The 24116-nt window shown below is 46.0% G+C and carries 17 protein-coding genes; 9 read left to right on the forward strand and 8 right to left on the reverse strand.

Annotated features, from left to right (window positions below):
• The first annotated feature begins 60 nt into the window (after window positions 1–60).
• The 9 genes from L1D31_RS14365 (at window position 61) to L1D31_RS14405 (ending at window position 12635) form a co-directional block, all read left to right on the forward strand.
• Complete coding sequence (locus L1D31_RS14365; protein WP_239837780.1) at window positions 61–1047, forward strand: ABC transporter permease; 987 nt, start codon at window positions 61–63, stop codon at window positions 1045–1047.
• Between the two features lie 2 nt (window positions 1048–1049).
• A complete protein-coding gene (locus L1D31_RS14370; RefSeq protein ID WP_239837781.1) occupies window positions 1050–2075 on the forward strand; it encodes an ABC transporter permease in 1026 nt (341 codons plus the stop codon).
• A gap of 2 nt (window positions 2076–2077) precedes the next feature.
• On the forward strand, window positions 2078–3061 hold the full coding sequence (locus tag L1D31_RS14375; RefSeq protein WP_239837782.1) for an ABC transporter ATP-binding protein: 984 nt from the start codon (window positions 2078–2080) through the stop codon (window positions 3059–3061).
• A gap of 41 nt (window positions 3062–3102) precedes the next feature.
• The gene (locus L1D31_RS14380; RefSeq protein ID WP_239837783.1) at window positions 3103–4098 is read left to right on the forward strand and encodes an ABC transporter ATP-binding protein; all 996 of its coding nucleotides are present in this window, start codon (window positions 3103–3105) and stop codon (window positions 4096–4098) included.
• Between the two features lie 57 nt (window positions 4099–4155).
• Window positions 4156–5877, forward strand: coding sequence for a glycoside hydrolase family 9 protein (locus L1D31_RS14385; protein WP_239837784.1), 1722 nt, complete (start codon window positions 4156–4158; stop codon window positions 5875–5877).
• A gap of 1 nt (window position 5878) precedes the next feature.
• On the forward strand, window positions 5879–6754 hold the full coding sequence (locus tag L1D31_RS14390; protein ID WP_239837785.1) for an N-acetylglucosamine kinase: 876 nt from the start codon (window positions 5879–5881) through the stop codon (window positions 6752–6754).
• Window positions 6755–6763: 9 nt separating this feature from the next.
• Window positions 6764–8671 carry a family 20 glycosylhydrolase gene (locus tag L1D31_RS14395; RefSeq protein ID WP_239837786.1) on the forward strand — a complete coding sequence of 636 codons (1908 nt, stop codon included), beginning with the start codon at window positions 6764–6766 and terminating at the stop codon, window positions 8669–8671.
• Window positions 8672–8759: 88 nt separating this feature from the next.
• A complete protein-coding gene (locus L1D31_RS14400) occupies window positions 8760–11168 on the forward strand; it encodes a N,N'-diacetylchitobiose phosphorylase (protein WP_239837787.1) in 2409 nt (802 codons plus the stop codon).
• 54 nt (window positions 11169–11222) lie between these two features.
• A complete protein-coding gene (locus L1D31_RS14405; RefSeq protein WP_239837788.1) occupies window positions 11223–12635 on the forward strand; it encodes a phosphoglucomutase/phosphomannomutase family protein in 1413 nt (470 codons plus the stop codon).
• 48 nt (window positions 12636–12683) lie between these two features.
• Here L1D31_RS14405 and L1D31_RS14410 read toward each other — a convergent pair whose 3' ends face one another.
• The 8 genes from L1D31_RS14410 to L1D31_RS14445 form a co-directional block, all read right to left on the reverse strand.
• Window positions 12684–13715, reverse strand: coding sequence for an ABC transporter ATP-binding protein (locus L1D31_RS14410; protein WP_239837789.1), 1032 nt, complete (start codon window positions 13713–13715; stop codon window positions 12684–12686).
• The gene (locus tag L1D31_RS14415; protein WP_239837790.1) at window positions 13715–15340 is read right to left on the reverse strand and encodes an iron ABC transporter permease; all 1626 of its coding nucleotides are present in this window, start codon (window positions 15338–15340) and stop codon (window positions 13715–13717) included. The genes L1D31_RS14410 and L1D31_RS14415 overlap by 1 nt, the downstream gene beginning before the upstream one ends.
• A gap of 165 nt (window positions 15341–15505) precedes the next feature.
• Window positions 15506–16519 (reverse strand): Fe(3+) ABC transporter substrate-binding protein, encoded by a 1014-nt coding sequence (locus tag L1D31_RS14420; protein ID WP_239837791.1) that lies wholly within the window; start codon window positions 16517–16519, stop codon window positions 15506–15508.
• Between the two features lie 154 nt (window positions 16520–16673).
• A complete protein-coding gene (locus tag L1D31_RS14425) occupies window positions 16674–17903 on the reverse strand; it encodes an ammonium transporter (RefSeq protein ID WP_239837792.1) in 1230 nt (409 codons plus the stop codon).
• 26 nt (window positions 17904–17929) lie between these two features.
• A complete protein-coding gene (gene glnK / locus L1D31_RS14430; protein ID WP_004742633.1) occupies window positions 17930–18268 on the reverse strand; it encodes a P-II family nitrogen regulator in 339 nt (112 codons plus the stop codon).
• Between the two features lie 189 nt (window positions 18269–18457).
• Window positions 18458–18829, reverse strand: coding sequence for a YacL family protein (locus L1D31_RS14435; protein WP_239837793.1), 372 nt, complete (start codon window positions 18827–18829; stop codon window positions 18458–18460).
• A 104-nt stretch (window positions 18830–18933) separates the two neighbouring features.
• Window positions 18934–21522, reverse strand: coding sequence for a bifunctional aconitate hydratase 2/2-methylisocitrate dehydratase (acnB, locus tag L1D31_RS14440; RefSeq protein WP_239837794.1), 2589 nt, complete (start codon window positions 21520–21522; stop codon window positions 18934–18936).
• 298 nt (window positions 21523–21820) lie between these two features.
• The gene (locus L1D31_RS14445) at window positions 21821–24073 is read right to left on the reverse strand and encodes a patatin-like phospholipase family protein (RefSeq protein WP_239837857.1); all 2253 of its coding nucleotides are present in this window, start codon (window positions 24071–24073) and stop codon (window positions 21821–21823) included.
• Between the last annotated feature and the right edge of the window lie 43 nt (window positions 24074–24116).

The following is a 24116-nucleotide window of genomic DNA, read 5'->3' on the forward strand; positions in this document are numbered from 1 at the left end:
TTCGCTAGGAGCGACCTGAAACCAGAAACAGGAAATATCTGGGTCAGTAAGGTGTAAGTTATGGGCTATTTTTTAAGACGTTTGTCATTTTATTTTGTCGCACTATTAGTTGCAGCAACACTTAATTTTATTATTCCCCGCGCGATGCCGGGCGATCCGGTCACCATGATGTTCGCAAATGCATCAGTGCAAGTGACCCCAGAGCGCATTGCCGCGATGAAAGAACTGCTCGGTTTTGTTGATGGTGGACTATTTGTTCAATACATCGCGTATATGAAGAACATTCTCAGCTGGGAGCTGGGAACATCGATTCAGTTTTACCCTTTATCTGTGAATGAGTTGCTAGGAAGTGCTTTTGGCTGGTCACTCTTTCTTGCGGGTACCGCCGTTGTTTTATCTTTTTCATTAGGCTCCATTCTCGGTATTTATGCCGCTTGGAAACGAGGCAGTAAGTACGATGCCTTCATTACTCCTGGAATGCTGATCATCCAAGCTGTACCACAAGTGGTGATTGCCATGCTCGCCATGTTCATCTTTGCTATTGGTTTGAAATGGTTCCCTACAGGGTATGCGTACACCGCTGGTACTTTACCTGACTGGACAAGCTGGGCGTTCATCAAAGACGTGGCTTATCACGCAGTCTTGCCCCTATTCTGCGCAGCTGTTGTCCAAATAGGTGGCTTCCTCGTTAATATGCGAAACAACATGATTAACCTTCTTGCAGAAGATTACATCACCATGGCTAAAGGCAAAGGATTGAGCGAGAACCGCGTCGTGTTCAACTATGCCGCTCGTAATGCCTTATTACCGAGTGTCACCGCTTTATCAATGGCATTAGGTATGGCTATTGGTGGCCAGCTCATCATCGAAATCATCTTCAACTACCCAGGCCTAGGCTCGGTACTGTTCAATGCGATCAAAGCCCGTGATTATCAGGTGCTTCAAGGTCAATTACTGATCATGACGCTGTTTATGCTGTTCTTTAACCTACTGGCTGACATGCTTTACGTTGTACTCGACCCTCGCCTACGTAAGGGAGGTAAATAATCATGAAGGGATTCATCAAACTCATCATAGGTAACCCAATCGCTCTGGTTGGTAGCTTCATCATCAGTGTTTTTTTGTTCATCGCTCTTGCTGCGCCGCTACTTAGCAAACATGCACCTGATAAACGTACAGGTAACCCACATGAATATCCTGCTTTTGTTGTTAAGGCTGCTCAAGCCAACCCAGATGGCTGGGTAGCAGAAAACCTTGCCACAGACCGCCGAACCCTGCTGATGTCAAAAAAAGCGGATCACACTCTCGGTACAACACGCATGGGACGTGATGTCTGGTCTCAATTTATCCATGGTGCGCGAGTATCTCTCGCCGTAGGTTTTGGTGCCGGTATCACCGTGTGTTTTCTCGCCACAGTGATTGGTATCTCTGCAGGCTACTTCGGGGGACGTATCGATGACATCCTAACCGCAGCGATGAACATCATGCTGGTCATTCCACAATACCCACTATTGTTCGTTCTCGCGGCCTTTATTGGCGAAGCGGGTCCATTAACCATTGCGATGATCATTGGCCTCACTGCTTGGGCTTGGGGAGCGCGAGTCGTTCGCTCGCAAACCTTAGCTTTACGAGAAAAAGAGTTTGTTAAAGCGGCAGAGGTACTTGGTGAATCATCTTGGCGAATCATCTTTGTAGAGATCCTACCTAACCTTATCCCGATTGTCGGTGCAAGTTTTATCGGTTCGGTTATGTACGCCATCATGATGGAAGCAACAATCTCATTTCTTGGATTAGGCGACCCGAATACGGTGAGTTGGGGCATCATGCTCTACAACGTTCAGACCTCATCTTCAATGTTGATTGGCGCTTGGTGGGAACTGTTTGCCCCTTGTGCTGCTCTAGTCCTACTCGTTACTGGCTTGGCCTTACTCAACTTCGCGGTCGATGAAATCGCCAATCCACAGCTGCGCTCTCACAAAGGGATGAAGCGCTGGAAAAAACTTGCTCAGCAAGACAAAAAAGAACGTGAGCCAGAATTGGCCCCACAAAGTGCACTTTGGAGCGGAGATAAATAATCATGACAGCACCACTCATTTCTATCCGTAACCTATGTGTTGACTATATTACGGCAGCTGGCGACGTCCGTGCTTGCAACAATGTCAGCTTTGATATCGCGCCTGGTGAAGTCTTCGGTTTGGCCGGAGAATCAGGTTGCGGAAAATCCACTGTGGCCTTCTCACTGATGCGCCTACATAAGCCACCCGCATTTATCACTGGCGGTGAAGTTATCTTCAATGGTGAGAACATTCTCAACTACAGCGATGAGCGTATGCAGGCCTTTCGCTGGAGTGAAATGTCAATGGTTTTCCAAAGCGCCATGAACGCATTAAACCCCGTTCTTCCGATGGAAGAGCAGTTTTGCGATGTGATCATGCGCCACACCAATATGACACGAGAACAAGCTCGTAATCGTGCTGAAGGCTTGTTGGAAATCGTCGATATTCATCCAAGTCGACTGACAGATTATCCACATCAGTTCTCCGGTGGTATGCGCCAGCGTTTAGTTATTGCAATTGCTTTGGCACTCAACCCTAAAATGATCATCATGGACGAACCCACTACGGCGTTAGATGTGGTCGTTCAGCGCGAGATTTTACAGAAAATCTACGCTCTGAAAGAAGAGTTTGGATTCTCAATCTTATTCATTACTCATGACCTTTCTTTGATGGTCGAGTTTTCTGATCGCATTGGTATCATGTACTCGGGTGAATTAATCGAAGTTGCTCCATCAAAGCAAATTCTCGAGAGCCCGTACCATCCATATACCAAAGGACTAGGTAGCTCTTTCCCTCCATTAACTGGCCCTAAAACTAAGTTAACTGGTATTCCAGGTAATCCGCTTAACTTGCTTGAAATCCCCCAAGGTTGTCGATTCCAAGCCCGCTGTGATCGCGTACATGAAACCTGTACCAAGATACCAACTCAACTGAAACAAATAGAGCCAAATCGTTTCTCAAACTGCCACCTTTATGGCGAACCTATCGCCCAAGCCAAACTCTAGCGCTGGCACGAGACAACAAAGTAAAAATACTGGAGAGAATGATGAGCAAAGAATTTGGCGAACTACTAATCGAAGGAAAAAATCTAGTTAAGGATTTTCCGATTAACAGCAATGCACTACAACAACCCATGATGCGTGCAATCAACGACGTATCATTCAGAATGTATAAAAGTCGTGGCCTTTCAGTGGTCGGCGAATCTGGTTCAGGTAAATCAACCACAGCCAAAATGATCGCAAAAATGTATGCCCCGACATCTGGAACCATTGAATACAAAGGAAGAGATATCAAAACGATTGATTCTCGATCTGATCTGATGGCTTACCGAGAAGGGGTTCAGATGGTGTGGCAAGACCCATTTGGATCTTTAAATCCAACCCACAACATTTTTCACCACATTGCCCGTCCATTACTGATTCACAAAAAAGTGAAGCCAGGTAATAAGAAAGAGCTTGAAGAGCGCGTTTACGATCTACTCGAACAAGTCGGGCTGATCCCGCCTAAAGAAACCTCTCAGAAATTTCCCCACCAACTATCTGGTGGACAACGCCAAAGGGTTAATCTTGCGCGCAACATTGCGGTGGGTGCAGAGGTGGTACTCGCCGACGAACCAACATCAATGCTGGATGTGTCGATTCGAGCTGGTGTGCTCAACTTAATGGAAGAAATGAAATTTGAGAAGCAGATGTCGCTGCTTTATATCACTCACGATATCGCTACAGCTCGTTACATTGCCGAAGATCTTGCCGTGATGTATGTGGGCCATATGGTTGAATGGGGGGACACCGAAGAGATAATTCACAACCCTCAGCATCCATACACCCAGCTATTGGTCTCAGCAGTACCAGATCCAAGCAAATCGATTCACGAAAAGTTAAAAGGCAATAAGGGCGAAATCCCTCTTTGGACTCCAAGCTCTCTAGGGTGCCCATTCGCTGGACGTTGCCAACATGCCACTAGTCAATGCCGTGAGCAGCTTCCGGAAGTCACTCAACTGTCAGACAACCACTTTGTGCGCTGTTACTTGTACCAACACTAAAACAATATCGAAGTCAGCAAGAGTGGCTGGCTTCACCTAACTCACTCGGAGATTTCAATGCTGCTACTTACTAACCACATTGGTTATGAATCCCTGGGACCAAAACAGGCTATTCTGATGGCAGATGTACCCAACCTACCATCTTCCACTGCCCTTTTGGTGTGTGCAGATAGTCATCAGACTGTTGCGTCACTGGATGTCGAGACTGGCACTCGAGTCGCAAATTGGCACCAGGGATATTTTTTTCGCATTGATTTTTCCAACGTGAAAACACTAGGGCGCTACTACCTCAAATACAATAGTTGTCAGTCCTCTATTTTTTCGATCGATCAAGATATGCTCTTCACCTCCACGCTTTCAGACGTACTGCACTATTTTAAATCCCAACGCAGTAGCGGCATCTACGATCGTCAGGATCAAAGTGTTCCACTGTTCAATACTGAAGAACGCGTGGATGTCAGTGGCGGTTGGTATGACGCATCAGGTGATGTCAGCAAATACCTAAGCCACCTTTCTTATGCTAACTACCTTAATCCTCAACAGATTCCAATTGTGGTTTGGAATATTCTTAAAGGCCTCGAGTTGAGCCAATCCAGTACTAGCTTGGCTTCCTACACTCGCTCAAGGATGGAAGAAGAAGCTCTATTTGGTGCTGATTTTTTGGTCAGAATGCAGCATAAGTCCGGTTATTTCTACACAACGGTATTTGATAAGTGGTCAAAAGATCCAGAGCAACGCGAAATTTGTGCCTACACCACACAAGAAGGCCATAAATCAGAGGATTTTCAAGCGGGCTTTCGCCAAGGCGCAGGAGCGAGCATTGCAGCGTTGGCAGCCACCGCCCGATTAGGTAAAGAAGGAGAATTCAGCACTCAACGATACCTCCATACTGCTGAATTAGGCTACCAGCACCTCAAAGAGTGCAATCGCTACTACCTTGATGATGGTGAAGAAAATATCATTGATGAGTATTGCGCTTTGCTCGCCTCAACCGAGCTTTATAAGACCACACTCAATACTCACTATTTAGAGGAAAGTCGCGACTGGGCTCAACGTCTCACACAGCGCCAACACTCTGATGCTTACATTCAGCACTTCTGGTCGGCCAACAGCGATGGCTCTAGACCTTATTATCATGCAGCCGAAGCTGGGTTGCCCGCGATTGCATTGTGCCAATATTTAGAGATAGAAAACCGTTCAGATTTGTATGAATCCGTCTTAGCAACGCTCACACAAGCTTGCCATTTCGAGTTATCTATTACCCATAAAGTCGCTAACCCATTCGGCTATCCTCGTCAGTACGTCAAAGGGATCAGCCAAAGCAAGCGAGACTCTTTTTTCATCGCGCAAGACAATGAGAGTGGTTACTGGTGGCAAGGAGAAAATGCTCGATTAGCCTCATTAGCCAGCATGGGATACCTTGCTCAAACTCACTTAACCGATACCAACCTCAAACAAGCATTAACTGATTTCTCACAGCACGCCCTTAACTGGATTCTTGGGCTAAATCCGTATGACATGTGTATGTTAGATGGTCATGGACATAACAACCCTGACTACTTACCCCATCTCGGTTTCTTTAATGCCAAAGGCGGCATTTGCAATGGTATCACTGCAGGGTTTAATGACGCCGAAGGGATCGCTTTTAACCCTAATGAGCACAAAGATGACATGCTACAGAACTGGCGCTGGGGTGAGCAATGGCTCCCTCATGGCGCATGGTTCCTGCTAGCCATACTCGCCCAACACACGCATTTTCAATCCACGGAGAAGCACTAAGATGACGCATTATTATGTTGGTGTGGATGGTGGTGGCACTTCCTGTCGCGTACGCATCAGAGATCCACACGGAAAGTTACTAGGCGAAGCCAAAAGTGGTAGTGCCAACATTTTGCTTGGTGTAGACATTGCACTTAACTCCATTATCGAAGCGACTTCCAAAGCCGCCCAAGGTGTAGGCTTAGATCATACCCACTTCCAATACATGCACTTAGGTTTAGCCCTTGCAGGAGCCGAACAAAAATCCGCTTGGCATGACTTCATGGCTCTTACTCACCCTTTTGCTTCACTGGTGCTCAATACTGATGCTTATGGTGCCTGCTTAGGCGCCCACAACGGAGATAGTGGCGCCATCATGATCGCGGGCACAGGATCGTGTGGCATTTACTTGGCTGGTAGCGAACAACATGTCGTTGGTGGTCGCGAATTTCCCATTTCCGATCAAGGCAGTGGCGCAATTATGGGGCTAAGGCTCATCCAGAAAGTCTTACTAGCAGAGGATGGTATTCAAGAGAAAACTCCGCTATGTCATAAGGTAATGGCTCATTTCTCCAACGATGTTGATCAGATTGTTAGCTGGTCTAAACATGCCTTGCCTCGGGATTATGGCCAATTCTCACCAACAATATTTCACTACGCTAAAAGCGCTGACCCATTAGCACTTTCACTGCTTAAGCAGACTGCTGAAGATATCGAAATGTTCATTTGTGCTCTTCATCGCAAAGGAGCTACACGAATTTGTTTAATGGGGAGTATCGCAGAACGCATTTACGATTGGCTTTCTCCTCCTGTCCAACAATGGATTGTTGAGCCACAGCTCGACGCGATTGAAGGTGCCTTGATGTTTGCAAGCAAGCCTGAACACAATTTGTATTAAGAGGTTATCATGAGCTATCGCATTGACCTTACTGTTTTATCAGAACACAAACACTACTGCCGGTTTGGTCTAACCCTGCACAACCTATCTGAACAAGCGCTAGTGAACTGGCAATTACAGTTTATCATTGACCGATACATCCTTCCTGATAGCTTCACTAACGGGCAAATAAAGCAAACAGGGAGCTTTTGTGTTGTTGAACCAGATAATTACACTCTGGCGGCCAATCAGCATTATTATTGCGAATTTAGCATCAATACTGCCCCATTACGTTTCTATACTGATGGGTTGAAAGATGCGTTAGTGCTCAACCAGCATGGTGCCATTAAATTGCCGGTTTCAATAACACCCATAGTGCTCGCCTCCCCTTACCAAGAACGTACTCAGTTATCTCCGACCACAGCGGCCGAACATGCGCTGATACCTATGCCTAATCATATTAGCTATCAGGAGGGCGTTTTTTATTTATCTGCCGCCAGTCAAATCACTCTCCAAACCGCTCAAGCTGAAAAAGCAGCAACATGGCTCGAAGACGAACTCCAGACTTTGTATGGCTATCAAGCTAAAACGATTGGTCAAAGCGAAATTTTGTTTCGCAATAACCCTACCCTCGATGAAGGCCAGTATCAGTTATTCATTTCTGCCACAGGCATCCGGCTAGAATCCGCCTCAGCAGCTGGTTTTGTTCATGCGAGCGCAACCTTAATGCAGTTAATCAAACAGGAAAACCATCAACTCTCGGTTCCGTATGTCAAAGTCGTGGATACACCGCGCTTTAGATATCGCGGCATGATGCTTGACTGCGCCCGTCACTTTCATCCGCTCGAAGATATCAAAAGGCTGATCAATCAACTCGCTCATTACAAATTCAACACTTTTCACTGGCACTTAACCGATGATGAAGGCTGGAGGCTGGAAATCAACGCATTTCCACAGCTAACACAAGTAGGAGCTCATCGTGGTCAAACAACGACACTTGAGCCTCAATTCAGCCACCTATCTAGCATGTATGGCGGTTACTATACCCAGCAACAAGTGCGTGAAGTGATTGTTTATGCTCAAGAGCGCGGAATCACCGTCATTCCAGAGATTGATATTCCCGGGCACTGCCGCGCAGCGATTAAAGCATTGCCTGAATTGCTTTGTGACCCTAGCGATAAGTCAGAATTTCGCAGTATTCAGCATTACACCGACAATGTACTTTCCCCTGCAATTCCTGGTACGTATGAGTTTCTCGATAAAGTACTCGAAGAAGTTGCCCAGCTGTTCCCTGCACCTTGGGTGCATATAGGCGCCGATGAAGTGCCCGATGGTGTCTGGCTACAAAGCGCAAACTGCCAAGCTCTGATGGAATCTGAAGGTTACCAGAATAGCAAAGAACTGCAGGGACACCTGCTTCGCTATGCCGAGCAGAAGCTACGCTCACTCGGCAAACGCATGGTTGGTTGGGAGGAAGCCCAACATGGCGACAAAGTCAGTAAAGATACTGTCATCTATTCATGGCTGAGTGAAGACGCTGCACTCAAATGCGCGAAACAAGGATTTGATGTCATCCTTCAGCCAGCTCAGTCCACCTATTTAGATATGGCCCAAGATTACGCACCAGAAGAGCCGGGGGTTGACTGGGCAAACGTCATTCCACTTGAAAGCGCTTACCGCTATGAACCCCTCGCGGATATTCCAGATGAGGACCCAATACGTAAACGCATTCTTGGTATTCAGTGCGCTCTATGGTGTGAACTAATCCACAATCAACCACGGCTTGATTATATGGTGTTCCCTCGTCTCACAGCACTAGCGGAAGCTTGCTGGACAATGAAAGAACATCGCGACTGGCACAACTATCAAGCAAGACTGAAAGGCCACTTATATTTATTGGATAAGCAACGCATCAATTATCGCAACCCTTGGAAGTAACTTTTGCTGACGGCCATAGCCCTTAGCAGTTTTCTCTAGCAAATATATTAGGCCACGGCTTCAGTGGCAGTAGGAAAAGGAATAAAACATGAAATACGGCTATTTCGATAACGGCAATCGCGAATACGTCATCACTCGCCCTGATGTCCCTGCACCATGGACAAATTATTTGGGCACAGAGAAGTTCTGTACGGTTATCTCGCACAACGCGGGCGGCTACTCATTCTACAACTCTCCAGAATACAACCGTGTTACTAAGTTCCGCCCTAACGCAACATTCGATCGCCCGGGGCACTACGTTTACCTGCGTGATGATGAGTCGGGGGACTACTGGTCAATCTCTTGGCAACCCGTTGCAAAAAGCTTAGATGAAGCCAGCTACGAAGTTCGTCATGGCTTGTCTTACTCTAAGTTCAAATGTGAATACAGCGACATTATCGCAACCAAAACTCTATTCGTACCAAAAGGTGAAGATGCTGAAATTTGGGATGTAGTGATTAAAAACACCTCTAACAAACCACGTACCATCAGCGCGTTCTCTTTTGTTGAGTTCTCATTCAGCCACATTCAATCTGATAACCAAAACCATCAGATGTCTCTGTACTCAGCAGGCACGGCTTACAACGAGGGCGTGATTGAGTACGACCTGTATTACAATACCAACGATGCCGAAGGTTTCTACTACCTAGCTTCGACGTTTGACCCAGATTCATACGACGGCCAACGTGACAGTTTCCTAGGTCTATACCGCGACGAAGCAAACCCGCTAGCCGTAGAACAAGGTCAATGTTTCAACACCGCGCAAACGTGTTACAACCACTGCGGCTCTCTGCATAAGCAGTTTACTATCCAGCCTGGTGAAGAAGTACGCTTTGCCTACATTCTAGGTATAGGTAAAGGCAACGGAGAGCGTCTGCGTGCTAAATACCAAGACCTTGCTGAAGTCGACAACGCCTTCGCTGGTATCAAAGCACACTGGGATGAGCGTTGTAGCAAGTTCCAAGTGACATCGCCAAACGAAGGCCTAGATACAATGATCAACGCTTGGACGCTATACCAAGCAGAAACTTGTGTCGTGTGGTCTCGCTTTGCGTCGTTCATCGAAGTCGGTGGTCGCACTGGTCTTGGTTACCGCGATACCGCGCAAGATGCGATTTCCGTACCTCACGCCAACCCGGCAATGACGCGTAAACGTATCGTTGACCTATTACGCGGCCAAGTAAAAGCGGGGTACGGCCTACACCTATTCGATCCAGATTGGTTCGATCCAGAGAAAGCAGACGTGAAACCGTCTAAGTCACCAACGGTTGTTCCGACTCCATCTGACGAGGACAAAATCCACGGCATTGAAGACACCTGTTCTGATGACCACCTATGGTTAGTGCCAACCATCTGTAAATACGTGATGGAAACCGGTGAGCACAGCTTCTTCGACGAAATGCTCCCTTACGCAGATGGTGGCGACGCGAGCGTTTATGACCACATGAAAGCTGCTCTAGACTTCTCGGCTGAGTACGTAGGTCAAACCGGTATCTGTAAAGGTCTACGCGCAGACTGGAACGACTGCCTGAACCTAGGAGGTGGTGAATCTTCAATGGTGTCGTTCCTCCACTTCTGGGCACTACAAGAGTTTATCGACCTAGCGAAATACCTAGGTAAACAAACCGACGTTGAGAAATACACGGAAATGGCAGCGAACGTTCGTGAAGCATGTGAGACACACCTTTGGGATGATGAAGGCGGTTGGTACATCCGTGGTCTGACTAAAGATGGTGACAAGATCGGTACTGCTCAGCAAACAGAAGGTCGAGTTCACTTAGAGTCAAATACGCTAGCAGTATTGTCTGGTGCCGTTTCTCAAGAGCGTGGTGAGAAAGCGATGGATGCGGTTGATGAGAACCTATTCTCAGAGTATGGCTTACACCTAAACTCGCCGTCTTTCGCCACTCCTAACGATGACATCGGCTTCGTGACTCGCGTTTATCAAGGCGTGAAAGAAAACGGCGCTATCTTCTCACATCCAAACCCATGGGCTTGGGTTGCAGAAGCAAAATTAGGCCGTGGTGACCGTGCAATGAAATTCTACGATGCACTCAACCCATACAACCAAAACGACATCATCGAAAAACGCATCGCTGAACCATACTCCTACGTACAGTTCATTATGGGGCGCGATCACCAAGAGCATGGCCGAGCTAACCACCCTTGGCTAACAGGGACATCCGGCTGGGCTTACTTCGCAGTCACCAACTTTATTCTTGGTGTGCGTACAGGATTCGATAGCTTAACGATCGACCCATGTATCCCAACTGATTGGCCCGGTTTTGAAGTAACTCGCCAATGGCTAGAGGCGACTTACAACATCAAAGTGGAGAACCCAGACTCAGTGAGCAAAGGGGTCAAATCGATCCTAGTCAATGGAGAAAAAGTGTCTGGCGCCACAATACCCGTACAGCCAAAAGGTAGCGTAAACAACGTCGTCGTTGTGCTTGGTTAACTACCCAATGAGCCTCTCACAGAGGCTCTTCGCGATAAATAAAGGATTATAGATATGATCAAGTTTGGTACTGGCGGCTGGCGTGCTTTTATCGGTGAAGAATTCACTAAAGACAACGTACGCTTAGTTGCTCAAGCCGTGGCGAACATCATTAACCATGAACAAGTTGCCGAGCGTGGTTTTGTGATTGGCTACGATCGCCGATTCCTTTCAGACAAAGCCGGGCGATGGTTCGCGGAAGTACTCGCAGCCAATGGCATCACCGTCAGCTTTATCGACAAGTTTGTTCCAACCCCAATCGTGATGTTCAAAGCGAAAGAGATGAACTGCGCTTATTCCGCATGTATCACCGCTTCTCACAACCCAGCCGACTACAATGGCGTCAAAGTGTTTATTGAAGGGGGGCGTGACGCTGATGAAATCATCACAGAAAAGATCGAATCGCAGATCGCAAATTTAAGCTTAGCGCATGTAGCCTCCGTCGAGTTTGATCAAGCAGTTGAAGATAAACTGATTCAATTGATCAATCCCATGAACGAGTTTGTTGATTCAATCATCGACTTTATCGACATAGAAGCGATCAAAAAAGCCAATTTACGCGTGTTGATCGATCCTATGTTTGGTGTGGCGAAAAACGCATTGCAAACTGTACTGATCAATGGCCGCTGTGACGTTGATGTTATCAATGACGGCAAGAACCCTGATTTCGGTGGATTAATGCCTTCACCGAGTGCTGCGACTTTGTATCGTCTCAAGCACCTTGTCGCCGCCGAAGGTTACGACATAGGTATAGGTACGGACGGAGACGCTGATCGCTTAGGTATCATTGATGAAAAAGGCAACTTCATTCATCCCAATGAAGTGCTTATTTTGCTCTACTACTACCTGCTGGAGTACAAAGTTTGGAAAGGTTCTGTTGTACGTAACATTGCGACCACTCATATCCTCGACAAAATAGCAGCAGACCATGGTGAGAAGAGCTTTGAAGTCCCCGTTGGCTTCAAACACATTAGCTCACAAATGGAAGCCGATGACTCACTGATCGGTGGAGAAAGCTCTGGTGGCCTAACCATTCGTGGTCACATTAAAGGTAAAGACGGTGTCTTCGCCTCAAGCTTGCTAGTAGAAATGATTTCTGTCACAGGCAAAAAACTGTCAGAGCTCTTAGACGAAATCTACGCTAAATACGGTTATGCCTATACAGCCGAAGGTGATTGCAGCTTCAAAAGTGGTCAAAAGCTGCATCTACACAACAAGATTTACGTCGAGAAGCAATTGCCGAAGTTTAAGTTTGAAATAGAGAGAGTCAGCTATGATGATGGGGCTAAGGTTTACTTCAAAAATGGTGGTTGGGTGATTGCTCGCTTCTCTGGTACCGAGCCTCTTCTGCGTATCTTTGCAGAGATGGCGGACAAGGAGACCGCAGAAGGCATCGTTGAACAGTTCAAAACATTCTTACAACTGTAACTAGCCTAGAGATCAAAACACCCAGCGATTTGCTGGGTGTTTTGTTATTTAAAAAGCCAGTACGCCTTGCGTCTCTACTTTGACCGAGACAGGCTGCCCTATCGACAAAGGTTCCGCCGAACTAGCCAGTAATCGACTCCCGCTAGCATCAATCACATAACGACAATGGTCGCCCATGAACTGTTGCTCTAAAACGGTCACACTGCTTTCTTCTGTGGCACTGATTTGAACATGCTGTGGACGCAACAATAACTCACATTCCGCTTGTAACTGAATTTCCTGCTGCGCTTGCGCCTCAACCAAACCTAACTCGGTTTCAAACTCAGACTCAGATACACGCTTCGCGATCAGATAGCTGCCACCACCTAAGAAGTCGGCTACAAATTTACTTGACGGTTGGTAATACAATTCACTCGCAGTGCCATATTGTTCAATTACACCATGGTTCATAACCGCCATCTTATCGGCGAAAGCAAACGCCTCTTCTCTGCTGTGTGTGACGAAAATTGCAGTAACACCTTGCTTCTTAAAGATTTTACGTATTTCTCTAATTAACTCATGACGAACCTGAGTATCAATATTGGAAAAGGGCTCATCCAGCAAAAGTAAATCAGGCTTATAAGCCAACGAACGAGCTATCGCGACACGCTGTTGTTGCCCCCCAGATAACTGATGCGGGTAACGTTCGCCATAGCCAGTCAGGTGCACCAGCTCCAGCATCTCCGCCACTTTAGCTTTTCTCTCTTCGCTAGTCAGCGCCTTAAGACCAAACGCCACGTTGTCCTCAACCGTCAGGTGAGGAAACAAGGCGTAATCCTGAAAGATCATACCTATATTGCGTTGTTCTGGAGGCAACCAATTCTCACCATCATCAATGGTCAGACAATTCAAACTCATGGAACCCGAGCTGAGTGGTAATAAGCCAGCAATGGCTTTAAGCAAAGTCGTTTTACCACAGCCACTTGCCCCTAAAAGGCACACAATTTCCCCATGTTCTACATTCAACGATAAGGATTCAAGTACAGTCGTCTGCTCATCGTACTTACAAGTTAAGTTATTGATCGATAATGCACAGCTCATCAGTGTGTATGCTCCAGTGAACGGTTAACCATAACAAGGGGAATCAAGCCAACTAAAACCAGCAGGACAGCAGGTAACGCCGCTAATTCCAGCTGCTCATCAGAGGCAAAATTGTAAACGTAAGTAGCTAATGTTTCGAAGTTAAAAGGCCTTAAGAGTAGCGCAGCATTCAGCTCTTTCATCGACTCAATAAACACAAGGAGCCCAGCAATCAAAGCACCGCGACGAATTAATGGAAAATGCACACGCCATAGCATTTGATTGGAGTTACACCCCATAGTACGAGAAGCCATATCCAACGATGGAGACACTTTATTCAAGCTACTTTCAATACTGCCGATCGCTACCGCAGAGAATCGAACCACTAAAGCAAAAATAAGAGCAAACATAGAGCCAGAAAATATCAGCCCTGGCCGGCCCCACTGCATATATTTGGCAATATCATTGACGAAGTGATCCATCAATAACACAGAGACCATAACACCAATGGCCAGTACAGTACCTGGCACGGCATACCCCATTGATGATAAACGCATAAACGCCATGCTCTGGCGGTTGTTAGACAAGCGACTATAAAAATTAACAATAAGCGCGACCACCACACCAATAAAAGCAGCACTTAAAGAAACATAAAGGCTGTTTAATGCGTACTCGCGAAATTCAGGTGTCCAGCTCTGAGCAAAATACTTATAGGCATAGATAGACAGTTGTAACAGAGGCAGAAGAAAGGCAATGGCGACGATACCCCAACACCAAGTGAGTGCTAGCCATTTTTTCCAGCCGCTTAGCTCGTAACGAAAATCTTCTCTGCTACTAAACTGATTCTGAAACAGTTTTTGTTTACGGCGACTGTAACGCTCTGTGCTGAGCAATAAGATGACAAACACCAACATGATGGCAGAAATTTTCGCTGCCGCTGTCAAGCTAGAATACCCAAGCCAAGTATCGTAAACCGCCGTTGTTAGAGTGTTAACGGCAAAGTAACTCACCGTTCCAAAGTCACCAATGGTTTCCATGGCCACTAGTGATAAGCCAACCGCCATTGAAGGACGAGCCAGCGGCAGTGAAATACGACGAAAGCTTTCCCATGGCGAGCATTTCAGCAGGCGTGCTGATTGCAGCAAGGAAACGTTTTGCTCCATAAAAGCCGCGCGGCAAAGTAAATAAACATATGGATACAGAACCAGAGCGAGAACAATAATCGCCCCCGTCAGTGTTCTTATATCAGGAAACCAATAATCTCCCGGCCCCCAACCAGTGAGGTCACGAAGTAAGATTTGCACGGGCCCAGCAAAGTCGAGCCAATCGGTAAAGATATAACCCACAATATAAGCTGGCATGGCTAAAGGTAACACCAGCGCCCATTGTAAAATACGTTCACTGGGCAAGCGACACATCGCCATAATCCACGCGGAAGGAATACCAAATACGAGGGACAGAGCCATCGTCCCCAACGCTAATACCACGGTATTGAATGTATAGGTTGGCATCACAGTTGACATCAGATGAGAGAACAGCTCATCTGTTTCGCCAACCGCGGTAAAGAATATCGCTAAGATCGGCAAAACCAGTAGCAGAGCTAGCGTCCCACTACTGGTTTTCCATAAATAATTATTTTCTTTCATTGCTTAATAATCATCGGTATATATAACTCGAATGCATTTGCTAATACATCTCATATACCTTTAATACGCTTAAGGGTCAGTTATACCCTTATAAACAAACAACCTCAAGCAACCCTTGTAAAAGAGCGACTTGAGGCCGTCTTGAATGATATGAAGCGTTAATGATTACAGGTCAAACTTGACTTCATCAAGCAGCTTGATTGCAGCGGCGTGGTGCTCAGCAATTTCATCCAGAGAAATCGTATCCGCTTTAAACTCACCCCAAGAAGCAACCAGATCTGAAGGTTTCACATCGGCTTTTACTGGGTATTCGTAGTTCACTTCAGCGTACATACCTTGTGCTGTATCTCCCGCTAGGAATTCCATCAACTTAAGCGCATTCTCTTTGTTTGGAGAGTACTTAGCCATTGCCATACCAGAGATGTTTACGTGAGTACCAGTTGTGTTCTGGTTAGGGAAGTTAATGTAAACCGCATCAGCCCATGCTTTTTGCTCTTTATCGTTAACCATCTTACCTAGGTAGTAACTGTTGCCCAGAGAAACGTCACATAGACCTTCTTTGATCGCTTTCACCTGTGCACGATCGTTGCCTTGAGGCTTACGCGCTAGGTTAGCTTTAACGCCTTCTAGCCACTCTTTAGTTTCCGCTTCGCCTTTATGAGCAATCATAGAAGAGACTAGAGAAACGTTGTAAGGGTGCTTACCACTACGAGTACAAATTTTGCCTTTGAACTCAGGCTTAGCAAGATCAGCATACGTGAAATCATCACCTAGCTTACCAACACGGTCACGCGAAGAGTAAACGCTACGAGTACGAGTAGTTAGGGCAAACCACTCATTGTCAGTATCTTGGTACTGAGCTGGGATATTCTTCTCAAGAACGTCGCTTTCTACAGACTGAACCAAGCCTTGCTTAGTTAACTCAGCAAGACGGCTGATGTCCACAGTCAGGATCACATCAGCAGGGCTATATTCACCCTCTTGAGCTAGCTTCTCTGCTAGACCTTTCTTTGCGAACTTAACGTTAACTTTGATGCCTGTTTCTTTAGTGAACTCGTTGAACATAGGCTCAACTAGGAAAGGTTGACGGTAAGAGTACACGTTCACTTCTTCTGCAGCCATCGCTGTCGGTGCTAATGTCGCACACGCTAGAGCCGAAAGAGTTAGCAGTTTTTTCATTGGTTCAGTCCTTTAACTTCGTAATGATAACGTTTATCAGTTGCGTTATTATATTCATGATGATTTAGAAAACAATGATGCAAAACAAAAAAACCTGCCTCTTAGAGCAGGTTTTTGAGTATTTTATTTGTAACAGTTTATGTCTTATTCTGACTTACTTCACAGTCACAAATTCTGGGTAGGCACCTACCCCACAGTCGTGCATATCCATCCCTTCTAACTCTTCATCTTCAGATACTCGGATTCCGATCGTTGCCTTCAATACCGCCCAAACCACAAGGCTAGCAAAGAACACCCAAGCAAAGATAACCGCCGCACCTAATAGTTGAGCCCCAAACGTTGCATCACCATTGCTTAGAGGCACCACCATCAAGCCGAAGAAGCCACACACTCCGTGAACAGAGATCGCACCCACTGGATCATCAATCTTAAGCTTATCAAGAGCAATGATGCTAAACACGACTAGAGCACCTGATACAGCACCAATGGCTACTGCATAGATTGGTGATGGCGACAGAGGATCGGCAGTAATGGCAACCAAACCTGCTAAAGCACCGTTAAGAATCATTGTGAGATCAGCTTTACCCCACGTTGTTTTACACACAAGAAGGGCAGCAATCGCACCAGCCGCTGCTGCTGCATTTGTGTTGAGGAAGACTTGACCTACTGCCGTTGCATTCTCAAAGTCAGAGACCATCAACTGAGAACCACCGTTAAAACCAAACCAGCCAAACCAAAGGATAAAGGTACCCAATGTCGCTAGAGGCATGTTCGAGCCTGGAATTGGATAGATTTCACCATTCTTACCGTATTTACCTTTACGGGCACCTAGAAGTAGAACACCGGCTAGCGCAGCAGCAGCACCTGCCATATGCACGATACCTGAACCTGCGAAATCGCTGAAACCTGCTTCTGATAAGAAACCACCGCCCCAAGTCCAGTAACCTTCCATTGGGTAGATAAATGCCGTTAAAATTGCAGAGAAGATTAAGAATGACCATAGCTTCATTCGCTCTGCGACTGCGCCAGACACAACAGACATAGCCGTTGCAACAAACACCACTTGGAAGAAGAAGTCAGACTCTAAAGAATGGTCCGCACCTTCGCTTTGCGTACCAATGAGTGCACCAAATGAAGGGAACCATCCCCCTTCACCGTTATCAACATACATAATGTTGTAGCCGACTACCAAGTACATGGTACAGGCTATCGCATAAAGACAAACGTTCTTAGTTAAAATCTCAGTTGTATTTTTGGAGCGAACTAAACCCGCTTCAAGCATAGCAAACCCTGCTGCCATCCACATGACTAACGCACCTGAAATGAGGAAGAAAAAAGTGTCGAGTGCGTAACGTAACTCCGTTACTGTCGTTGTTAATTCCATTGTTGTGTCTCCAGTCCTTTGAATTCTTAAAGTGCTTCAGCGTCCATTTCACCAGTACGGATTCGCACTGCCTGACTCAGGTCATAGACAAAGATTTTTCCGTCACCGATTTTTCCGGTATGTGCAGCCTTCGATACCGCTTCAATCACGCGGTCGACATTTTCTGCCTGTGTCGCGATTTCGAGCTTCACTTTAGGCAAAAAGTCCACCTGATATTCTGCACCACGATAAAGCTCTGTATGACCTTTCTGACGTCCAAAACCCTTTACCTCTGATACCGTCATCCCTTCGATACCCACATCGGCCAAAGCCTCTCGAACATCATCTAATTTGAATGGTTTGATAATCGCATTAATTAGTTTCATCGCATCCTCTCTGAAGCAGTCATCCTTTTTACTTTATTAATCCAAGGTGCGTGCCAATTTATTAAATTATTGATAAATAATAATTTATTACTTTCTCTTGATGAAAAACGCAAAAGGGCGCACCGTTATGGTGCGCCCTTATCACAATTATGAAGCAGATATTCAACTCTTCACTATTTCAGTGCAGAACTATTTGGTAGTCAGGAATTCCTTCCATTGTTCAAGTACGAGCTCGAAGTCATCCAACCCACAGCAAGCTATGCTCTCACTGTTATAAAAATTAAGTTCACTGCCCTCTTCCATTACATCGCCGTGTGCCAATACATTTTCTTGCACAGTAACTTCATCCCCTTGAATCAAGATAGAGATTTCAGTGCCCTCCATAGCGTGTTCTTTGAGCGGAGATTGATGGACAGACGTGAGCAAAGACTCTACCTGCGCTATTTTTTGCCAATCCTTACCTATTTCTTCTTGCAGCCATCGACCCACAATTTCATGGCCCATACTCAACTTTACATAGTACTCGCCCATCAATGTATTTCGGATAAATTCAAATTCCATCGTGCTGCCTCATAAAAACCGAGCGAAGAGTATATAGAGTGTGTATGAAAAGCACAAAAAAGCGCCTGCCGAGGCAGACGCTTTATCGTTCGCTTTTAGAAAGCTTAAGCTGGTTCTTGGAAAATCACCGAATCCGCTTTCTTGGTATACTGATCCATCTTATGGAAGTTCAAGTAGCGATAGGTATCAGCCGCTGTCGCATCAATCTGCTTGGCATATTCTAAGTACTCTTCTTTGGTTGGAATCTTACCTAGAATTGCACCGACTGCTGAAAGTTCAGCGGAAGCTAGAAAAACATTAGCTCCCGTACCTAAACGGTTCGGGAAGTTGCGTGTCGATGTCGACATTACTGTCGCCTTATCTGCCACACGTGCTTGGTTACCCATACACAATGAACAGCCTGGGGTTTCGATACGCACCCCGGCGCGACCATAAATACCGTAGTAACCTTCTTCAGTGAGCTGATCGCGATCCATCTTAGTCGGTGGAGCAACCCATAAACGAGTATCTAATTGGCCACCATATTGCTCTAGCAACTTACCTGCCGCACGGAAGTGGCCTATGTTGGTCATACAAGAACCAATGAACACTTCGTCAATGTTAGTGCCCTGCACTTCTGATAGAAGGCGAGCATCATCAGGGTCGTTTGGTGCACATAAGATTGGTTCGCTGATTTCAGCCATGTCGATTTCAATGACATGTGCGTATTCAGCATCTTTATCCGCTTCCATCAATTCAGGATTCGCTAGCCACTCTTCCATCGCTGAAATACGACGCTCGATCGTACGGCGGTCGCCATAACCTTCCGAAATCATCCACTTCAGCATGGTGATATTCGAGTTTAGGTACTCTTCGATTGACTCCTGAGACAGTTTAACCGTACAACCGGCCGCAGAACGCTCAGCAGAAGCATCAGACAATTCAAATGCTTGCTCCACTGTCAGAGTTTCTAGGCCTTCAATCTCTAGAATACGGCCTGAGAATTCATTGATTTTACCAGCTTTTTCTACCGTCAATAGACCTTGCTGAATCGCGTAGTAAGGGATTGCATGAACCAAATCACGTAGTGTGATACCTGGTTGCATCTTACCTTTAAAACGCACCAAAATAGATTCAGGCATATCCAATGGCATAACACCCGTTGCCGCTGCGAACGCGACTAGACCTGAACCTGCCGGGAACGAAATACCCAACGGGAAACGAGTATGTGAGTCACCGCCTGTCCCGACCGTATCAGGCAATAGCATACGGTTTAGCCAAGAGTGGATAATACCGTCACCTGGGCGAAGTGAGACACCACCACGGTTCATGATGAAATCAGGTAGCGTATGGTGTGTGTTTACGTCGACTGGTTTTGGATAAGCAGAAGTATGACAGAAAGACTGCATCACAAGATCAGCAGAGAAGCCAAGACATGCTAGGTCTTTTAGCTCATCACGCGTCATAGGGCCCGTTGTATCCTGAGAACCTACTGTTGTCATTTTAGGCTCACAATATTGACCAGCACGAACGCCTTCAACACCACAAGCTTTACCAACCATCTTCTGAGCGAGTGTGTAGCCCTTGTCTGAAGCCGTTGGATCAACAGGCTTAGCAAACAAATCGGTTTCTTCTAGACCAAGAGAAGTACGAGCACGGCTTGTCAAACCACGACCAATGATCAATGGAATACGACCACCAGCACGTACTTCATCAAGAAGCACTTTGCTCAGTTCAAAGTTTGAAATTTCTGCACCATCTTTACGCACAACACCTTCATATGGGTAGATGTCAATCACATCTCCCATGTGCATGTCTTGAACGTTCAACTCGATCGGTAGAGCTCCGGAATCTTCCATTGTGTTGTAGAAGATTGGCGCGATTTTACCACCTAGACAAATGCCTCCAGTGCGTTTATTCGGTACGTAAGGGATATCCTCTCCCATGAACCATAGCACTGAGTTGGTCGCTGACTTACGTGAAGAGCCTGTACCGACGACATCACCCACATACGCTAAAGGGATACCATCTTTTTGCAGTTCTTCAATTTGTTTGATTGGACCGACACTACCCGGCTGATCTGGGTTAATCCCTTCACGCTCCATTTTAAGCATCGCTTTCGCATGCACTGGAATATCTGGACGTGACCAAGCATCAGGCGCTGGAGATAAGTCATCGGTGTTGGTTTCACCAGTCACTTTAAAGACTTTAACCGTGATTTTTTCAGCCACTTTTTCTTTTGAGGTAAACCACTCAGCATCAGCCCATGACTGAAGTACTTGCTGTGCGTATGAGTTACCTGCTTTGGCTTTCTCTTCTACGTCATAGAAAGCATCGAACATCAGTAGCGTGTGAGATAGCGCTTTTACTGCAATGGGTGCCAAAGCGTCATCATCAAGAAGGTCAACAAGTGGCGCGATATTGTAGCCACCTTGCATCGTTCCCAACAGCTCAGCTGCTTTTTCACGGCTAACAAGTGGTGATTCCACTTCACCTTTGGTAATTGCCGTCAGAAAACCTGCTTTAACATAGGCAGCTTCATCAACACCAGGAGGGATACGATTTTCTAACAGGTCAAGAATAAAATCTTCTTCACCTTGAGGGGGATTTTTCAGAAGTTCGACAAGACCAGCAACTTGCTCAGCGTCTAGTGGTTTAGGAACAACTCCTTCAGCAGCACGCTCTTCGACGTGTTTACGGTAGGCTTCAAGCACGACTTTTTCCTCTCATTGCGGTTCCTTCGTTATTATTACTATTATTCAACGTAACGAAGTGAACATCCTTGGAAACTTGGCTCTCCTTTTTGCCATATTTTTCATTCATTTTGAGTGAGAAACAGTGCCAAAGAGGCCAAACTGTGGGCGGTAGAATAGCAAATTTAACGATAAATTAAAATCTCATCATTTTGACCAACATAGCAACTTAAGACTAAAGTTCTATGATTTTCTTCGCTTAATTTCGTCAATTTCATGTGACGAGAACGCATAATCGACCAAATCACTCATTGCATAACTATTTAAAACTTGTTCCTATGATCAGATAAACTGAGTCATAGTTTTGCTCGGTTCGACCATAACCAAGCATGATAGGCCCAACGGGAGAATCAATCCCAGCAAATACGGAACCTGCCGCGTATAAAGGGGCGTCATCCAGCTTGATACTTGGATCCGACCACACTCCTCCATACTCAAAAGACGCACCGAGATAGAATGGTGATGAGAACAAGCCGAAATCATTATCAAACCAACGATAACGGTATACCAAACTGCCAAACGCTTTATTTTGACCAATCAAACTGTTACGTGGGATACCCGACAAATTAAGGAAGCCGCCAAGTTCCTTAGGGTCAATAATCAATGACGAGTTTTTGCTCTCAACAACCCCCACATCAAGATTTGCGACCAAAGTATGTCGAGAAAAACTGTTAGCATAAATGATCTTAGCGCCGTACTCATAAGCCGTGTCTTCGTCATGACCATCAAACACACTACCGGAGCTACCAACACTCTCATCATGGGACACTAAATAATCTAAGTTGAGATACAGCCCTCGACTTGGCAAGCTGAAGTTATCCAATGTATCGAGACGATAATTAGCAAAGGCTCCCAATCTCCTAAATGAGACATCTCCCAATGAGGGGACCGAAGCTAGCTCACCTGACCCATCCGTATACCTGACTCCCACTTTAAATCGGCGCCATAAAGTATCTTGATAGCCAATCGCCCACTCCGACTCCCATTCAGTAAACGATACCGGGAGAAAGTCCTGAGTCGCTTTCAATGAGGGTTCTTCCACTCCGTCAAAAGGTACATTAACCTTCTCATTACTGAATGTAACTCCCAACGTCGTAAAGAGATCTGAGCTAGAGAACAACGGACTATAGAGCTGACCTTCAATCAGTTTGTCCGTGCCCATTTCCAAATTGAGGGTAAATTCTGCACCGTATTCATTGAGGTCAGTAAAATTAGTCGACACCCCGATAGAATATTGACTGTCAGTATCAAAATCATCTTCGAGGAAAAAGCGGAAATTGACATAATTAGGACCCCAAGACTTTTCTCGAACGTTGACTACTAACGCCTCTTGATCATCCACCTTTTCATAGCGATAGGTGATCAATTCAAAACGGTCTAAGGCATAAAGGTCTTGGATACTTTGTTCTACATCAGAGGTGCGATATCGTTGTCCAACTTTTAAGTTAAGATGCTTTTTAAGCACGTCATCACTGTAGTGAGTGTGATTGTGGATGATGATTCGCTCGACTTGGATTTCATCGCCATAACGTAACCGACGTCTCGCATCTTCTTTCTTATCTATGTAATCCTGATACTGAGATGACGAAACACTGTAGCGTTTCAGTAATGCTTCATTCTCAATGGCAACCTGATAGCCCTTCTCGAAAGCCTCAGGCATTTTATTGAATTCTGTTGTTTCCATCCCCCCAACTTCCGGTTGAAGGAGGACATCTTGATCTATGAGAGTTTTAGCTTGACGATTGGTAGTACTTCGAACCAAATAATTGGATAACTGATCCGCTATAGTGAATAGAGTCGTGAAATCATCTTCGCCTTTATAGTCCGTACTAATATCAACAGCAATCACCACATCTGCTCCCAGCTTACGGGCAATGTTGACTGGCATGTTATTCGTCACTCCACCGTCGACCAATAGCTGACCATTTAACGCGTAAGGAGGAAGTGCCCCTGGCACCGACATACTCGCCATCATGGCATCGACCAAGTATCCGCTATCGATCACGACAGGTGTCAGTTCAATAATGTCGGTGGCCACCGAACGGTAAGGAATGGCAAGATCATCGAAAGAGGTAAATGGGGGGAGGTTACCAGAGGTTTCACGCAAGATTTTTAACATGCCCTGCCCCTGAACAATACCACGAGCAGCATGCACTTCTCCCCAGCGCAGCCCCAAATCTGTGGTCAACTGGTATCTGTCTTCATACTCTTTATCACGCACGCGACGTTCACTTCGGTCCACACGGTCGCGGTAACCACTATTCCAATCCACCGTTTCAATCAGAGCTTCAATTTCATCGGCACTCATACCTGTCGAGTACAAACCGCCAACATAGGCTCCCATACTGGTACCGGTAATAAAGTCGACGGGAATTCTCAACTCTTCAAGCGCCTTCAAAACACCGATATGGGCAGCGCCTTTCGCCCCACCACCAGCCAGAACCACCGCAATTTTGGGGCGTTCTACAGGTTCTGGCTTTCTTTTCGTCTCAGAAAAGGCGACTTGTGGCATCACAACTATATTCGTGATTAGAAGCCAAACTAGTTTTCTCACT

Origin of the sequence: Vibrio sp. Isolate23 (assembly GCF_022398095.1) — a bacterium.
Taxonomy (GTDB): Bacteria; Pseudomonadota; Gammaproteobacteria; order Enterobacterales; family Vibrionaceae; genus Vibrio; species Vibrio coralliilyticus_A.

Coding starts and splice junctions, on each gene's coding strand:
- L1D31_RS14405 (WP_239837788.1), top strand. CDS start 11,223: ATGATCAAGTTTGGTACTGGCGGCTGGCGTGCTTTTATCGGTGAAGAA.
- L1D31_RS14420 (WP_239837791.1), bottom strand. CDS start 16,519: ATGAAAAAACTGCTAACTCTTTCGGCTCTAGCGTGTGCGACATTAGCA.
- L1D31_RS14410 (WP_239837789.1), bottom strand. CDS start 13,715: ATGAGCTGTGCATTATCGATCAATAACTTAACTTGTAAGTACGATGAG.
- L1D31_RS14385 (WP_239837784.1), top strand. CDS start 4,156: ATGCTGCTACTTACTAACCACATTGGTTATGAATCCCTGGGACCAAAA.
- glnK (WP_004742633.1), bottom strand. CDS start 18,268: ATGAAACTAATTAATGCGATTATCAAACCATTCAAATTAGATGATGTT.
- L1D31_RS14375 (WP_239837782.1), top strand. CDS start 2,078: ATGACAGCACCACTCATTTCTATCCGTAACCTATGTGTTGACTATATT.
- L1D31_RS14435 (WP_239837793.1), bottom strand. CDS start 18,829: ATGGAATTTGAATTTATCCGAAATACATTGATGGGCGAGTACTATGTA.
- L1D31_RS14415 (WP_239837790.1), bottom strand. CDS start 15,340: ATGAAAGAAAATAATTATTTATGGAAAACCAGTAGTGGGACGCTAGCT.
- L1D31_RS14380 (WP_239837783.1), top strand. CDS start 3,103: ATGAGCAAAGAATTTGGCGAACTACTAATCGAAGGAAAAAATCTAGTT.
- L1D31_RS14425 (WP_239837792.1), bottom strand. CDS start 17,903: ATGGAATTAACAACGACAGTAACGGAGTTACGTTACGCACTCGACACT.
- L1D31_RS14445 (WP_239837857.1), bottom strand. CDS start 24,073: ATGCCACAAGTCGCCTTTTCTGAGACGAAAAGAAAGCCAGAACCTGTA.
- L1D31_RS14395 (WP_239837786.1), top strand. CDS start 6,764: ATGAGCTATCGCATTGACCTTACTGTTTTATCAGAACACAAACACTAC.
- L1D31_RS14365 (WP_239837780.1), top strand. CDS start 61: ATGGGCTATTTTTTAAGACGTTTGTCATTTTATTTTGTCGCACTATTA.
- L1D31_RS14390 (WP_239837785.1), top strand. CDS start 5,879: ATGACGCATTATTATGTTGGTGTGGATGGTGGTGGCACTTCCTGTCGC.
- L1D31_RS14400 (WP_239837787.1), top strand. CDS start 8,760: ATGAAATACGGCTATTTCGATAACGGCAATCGCGAATACGTCATCACT.
- L1D31_RS14370 (WP_239837781.1), top strand. CDS start 1,050: ATGAAGGGATTCATCAAACTCATCATAGGTAACCCAATCGCTCTGGTT.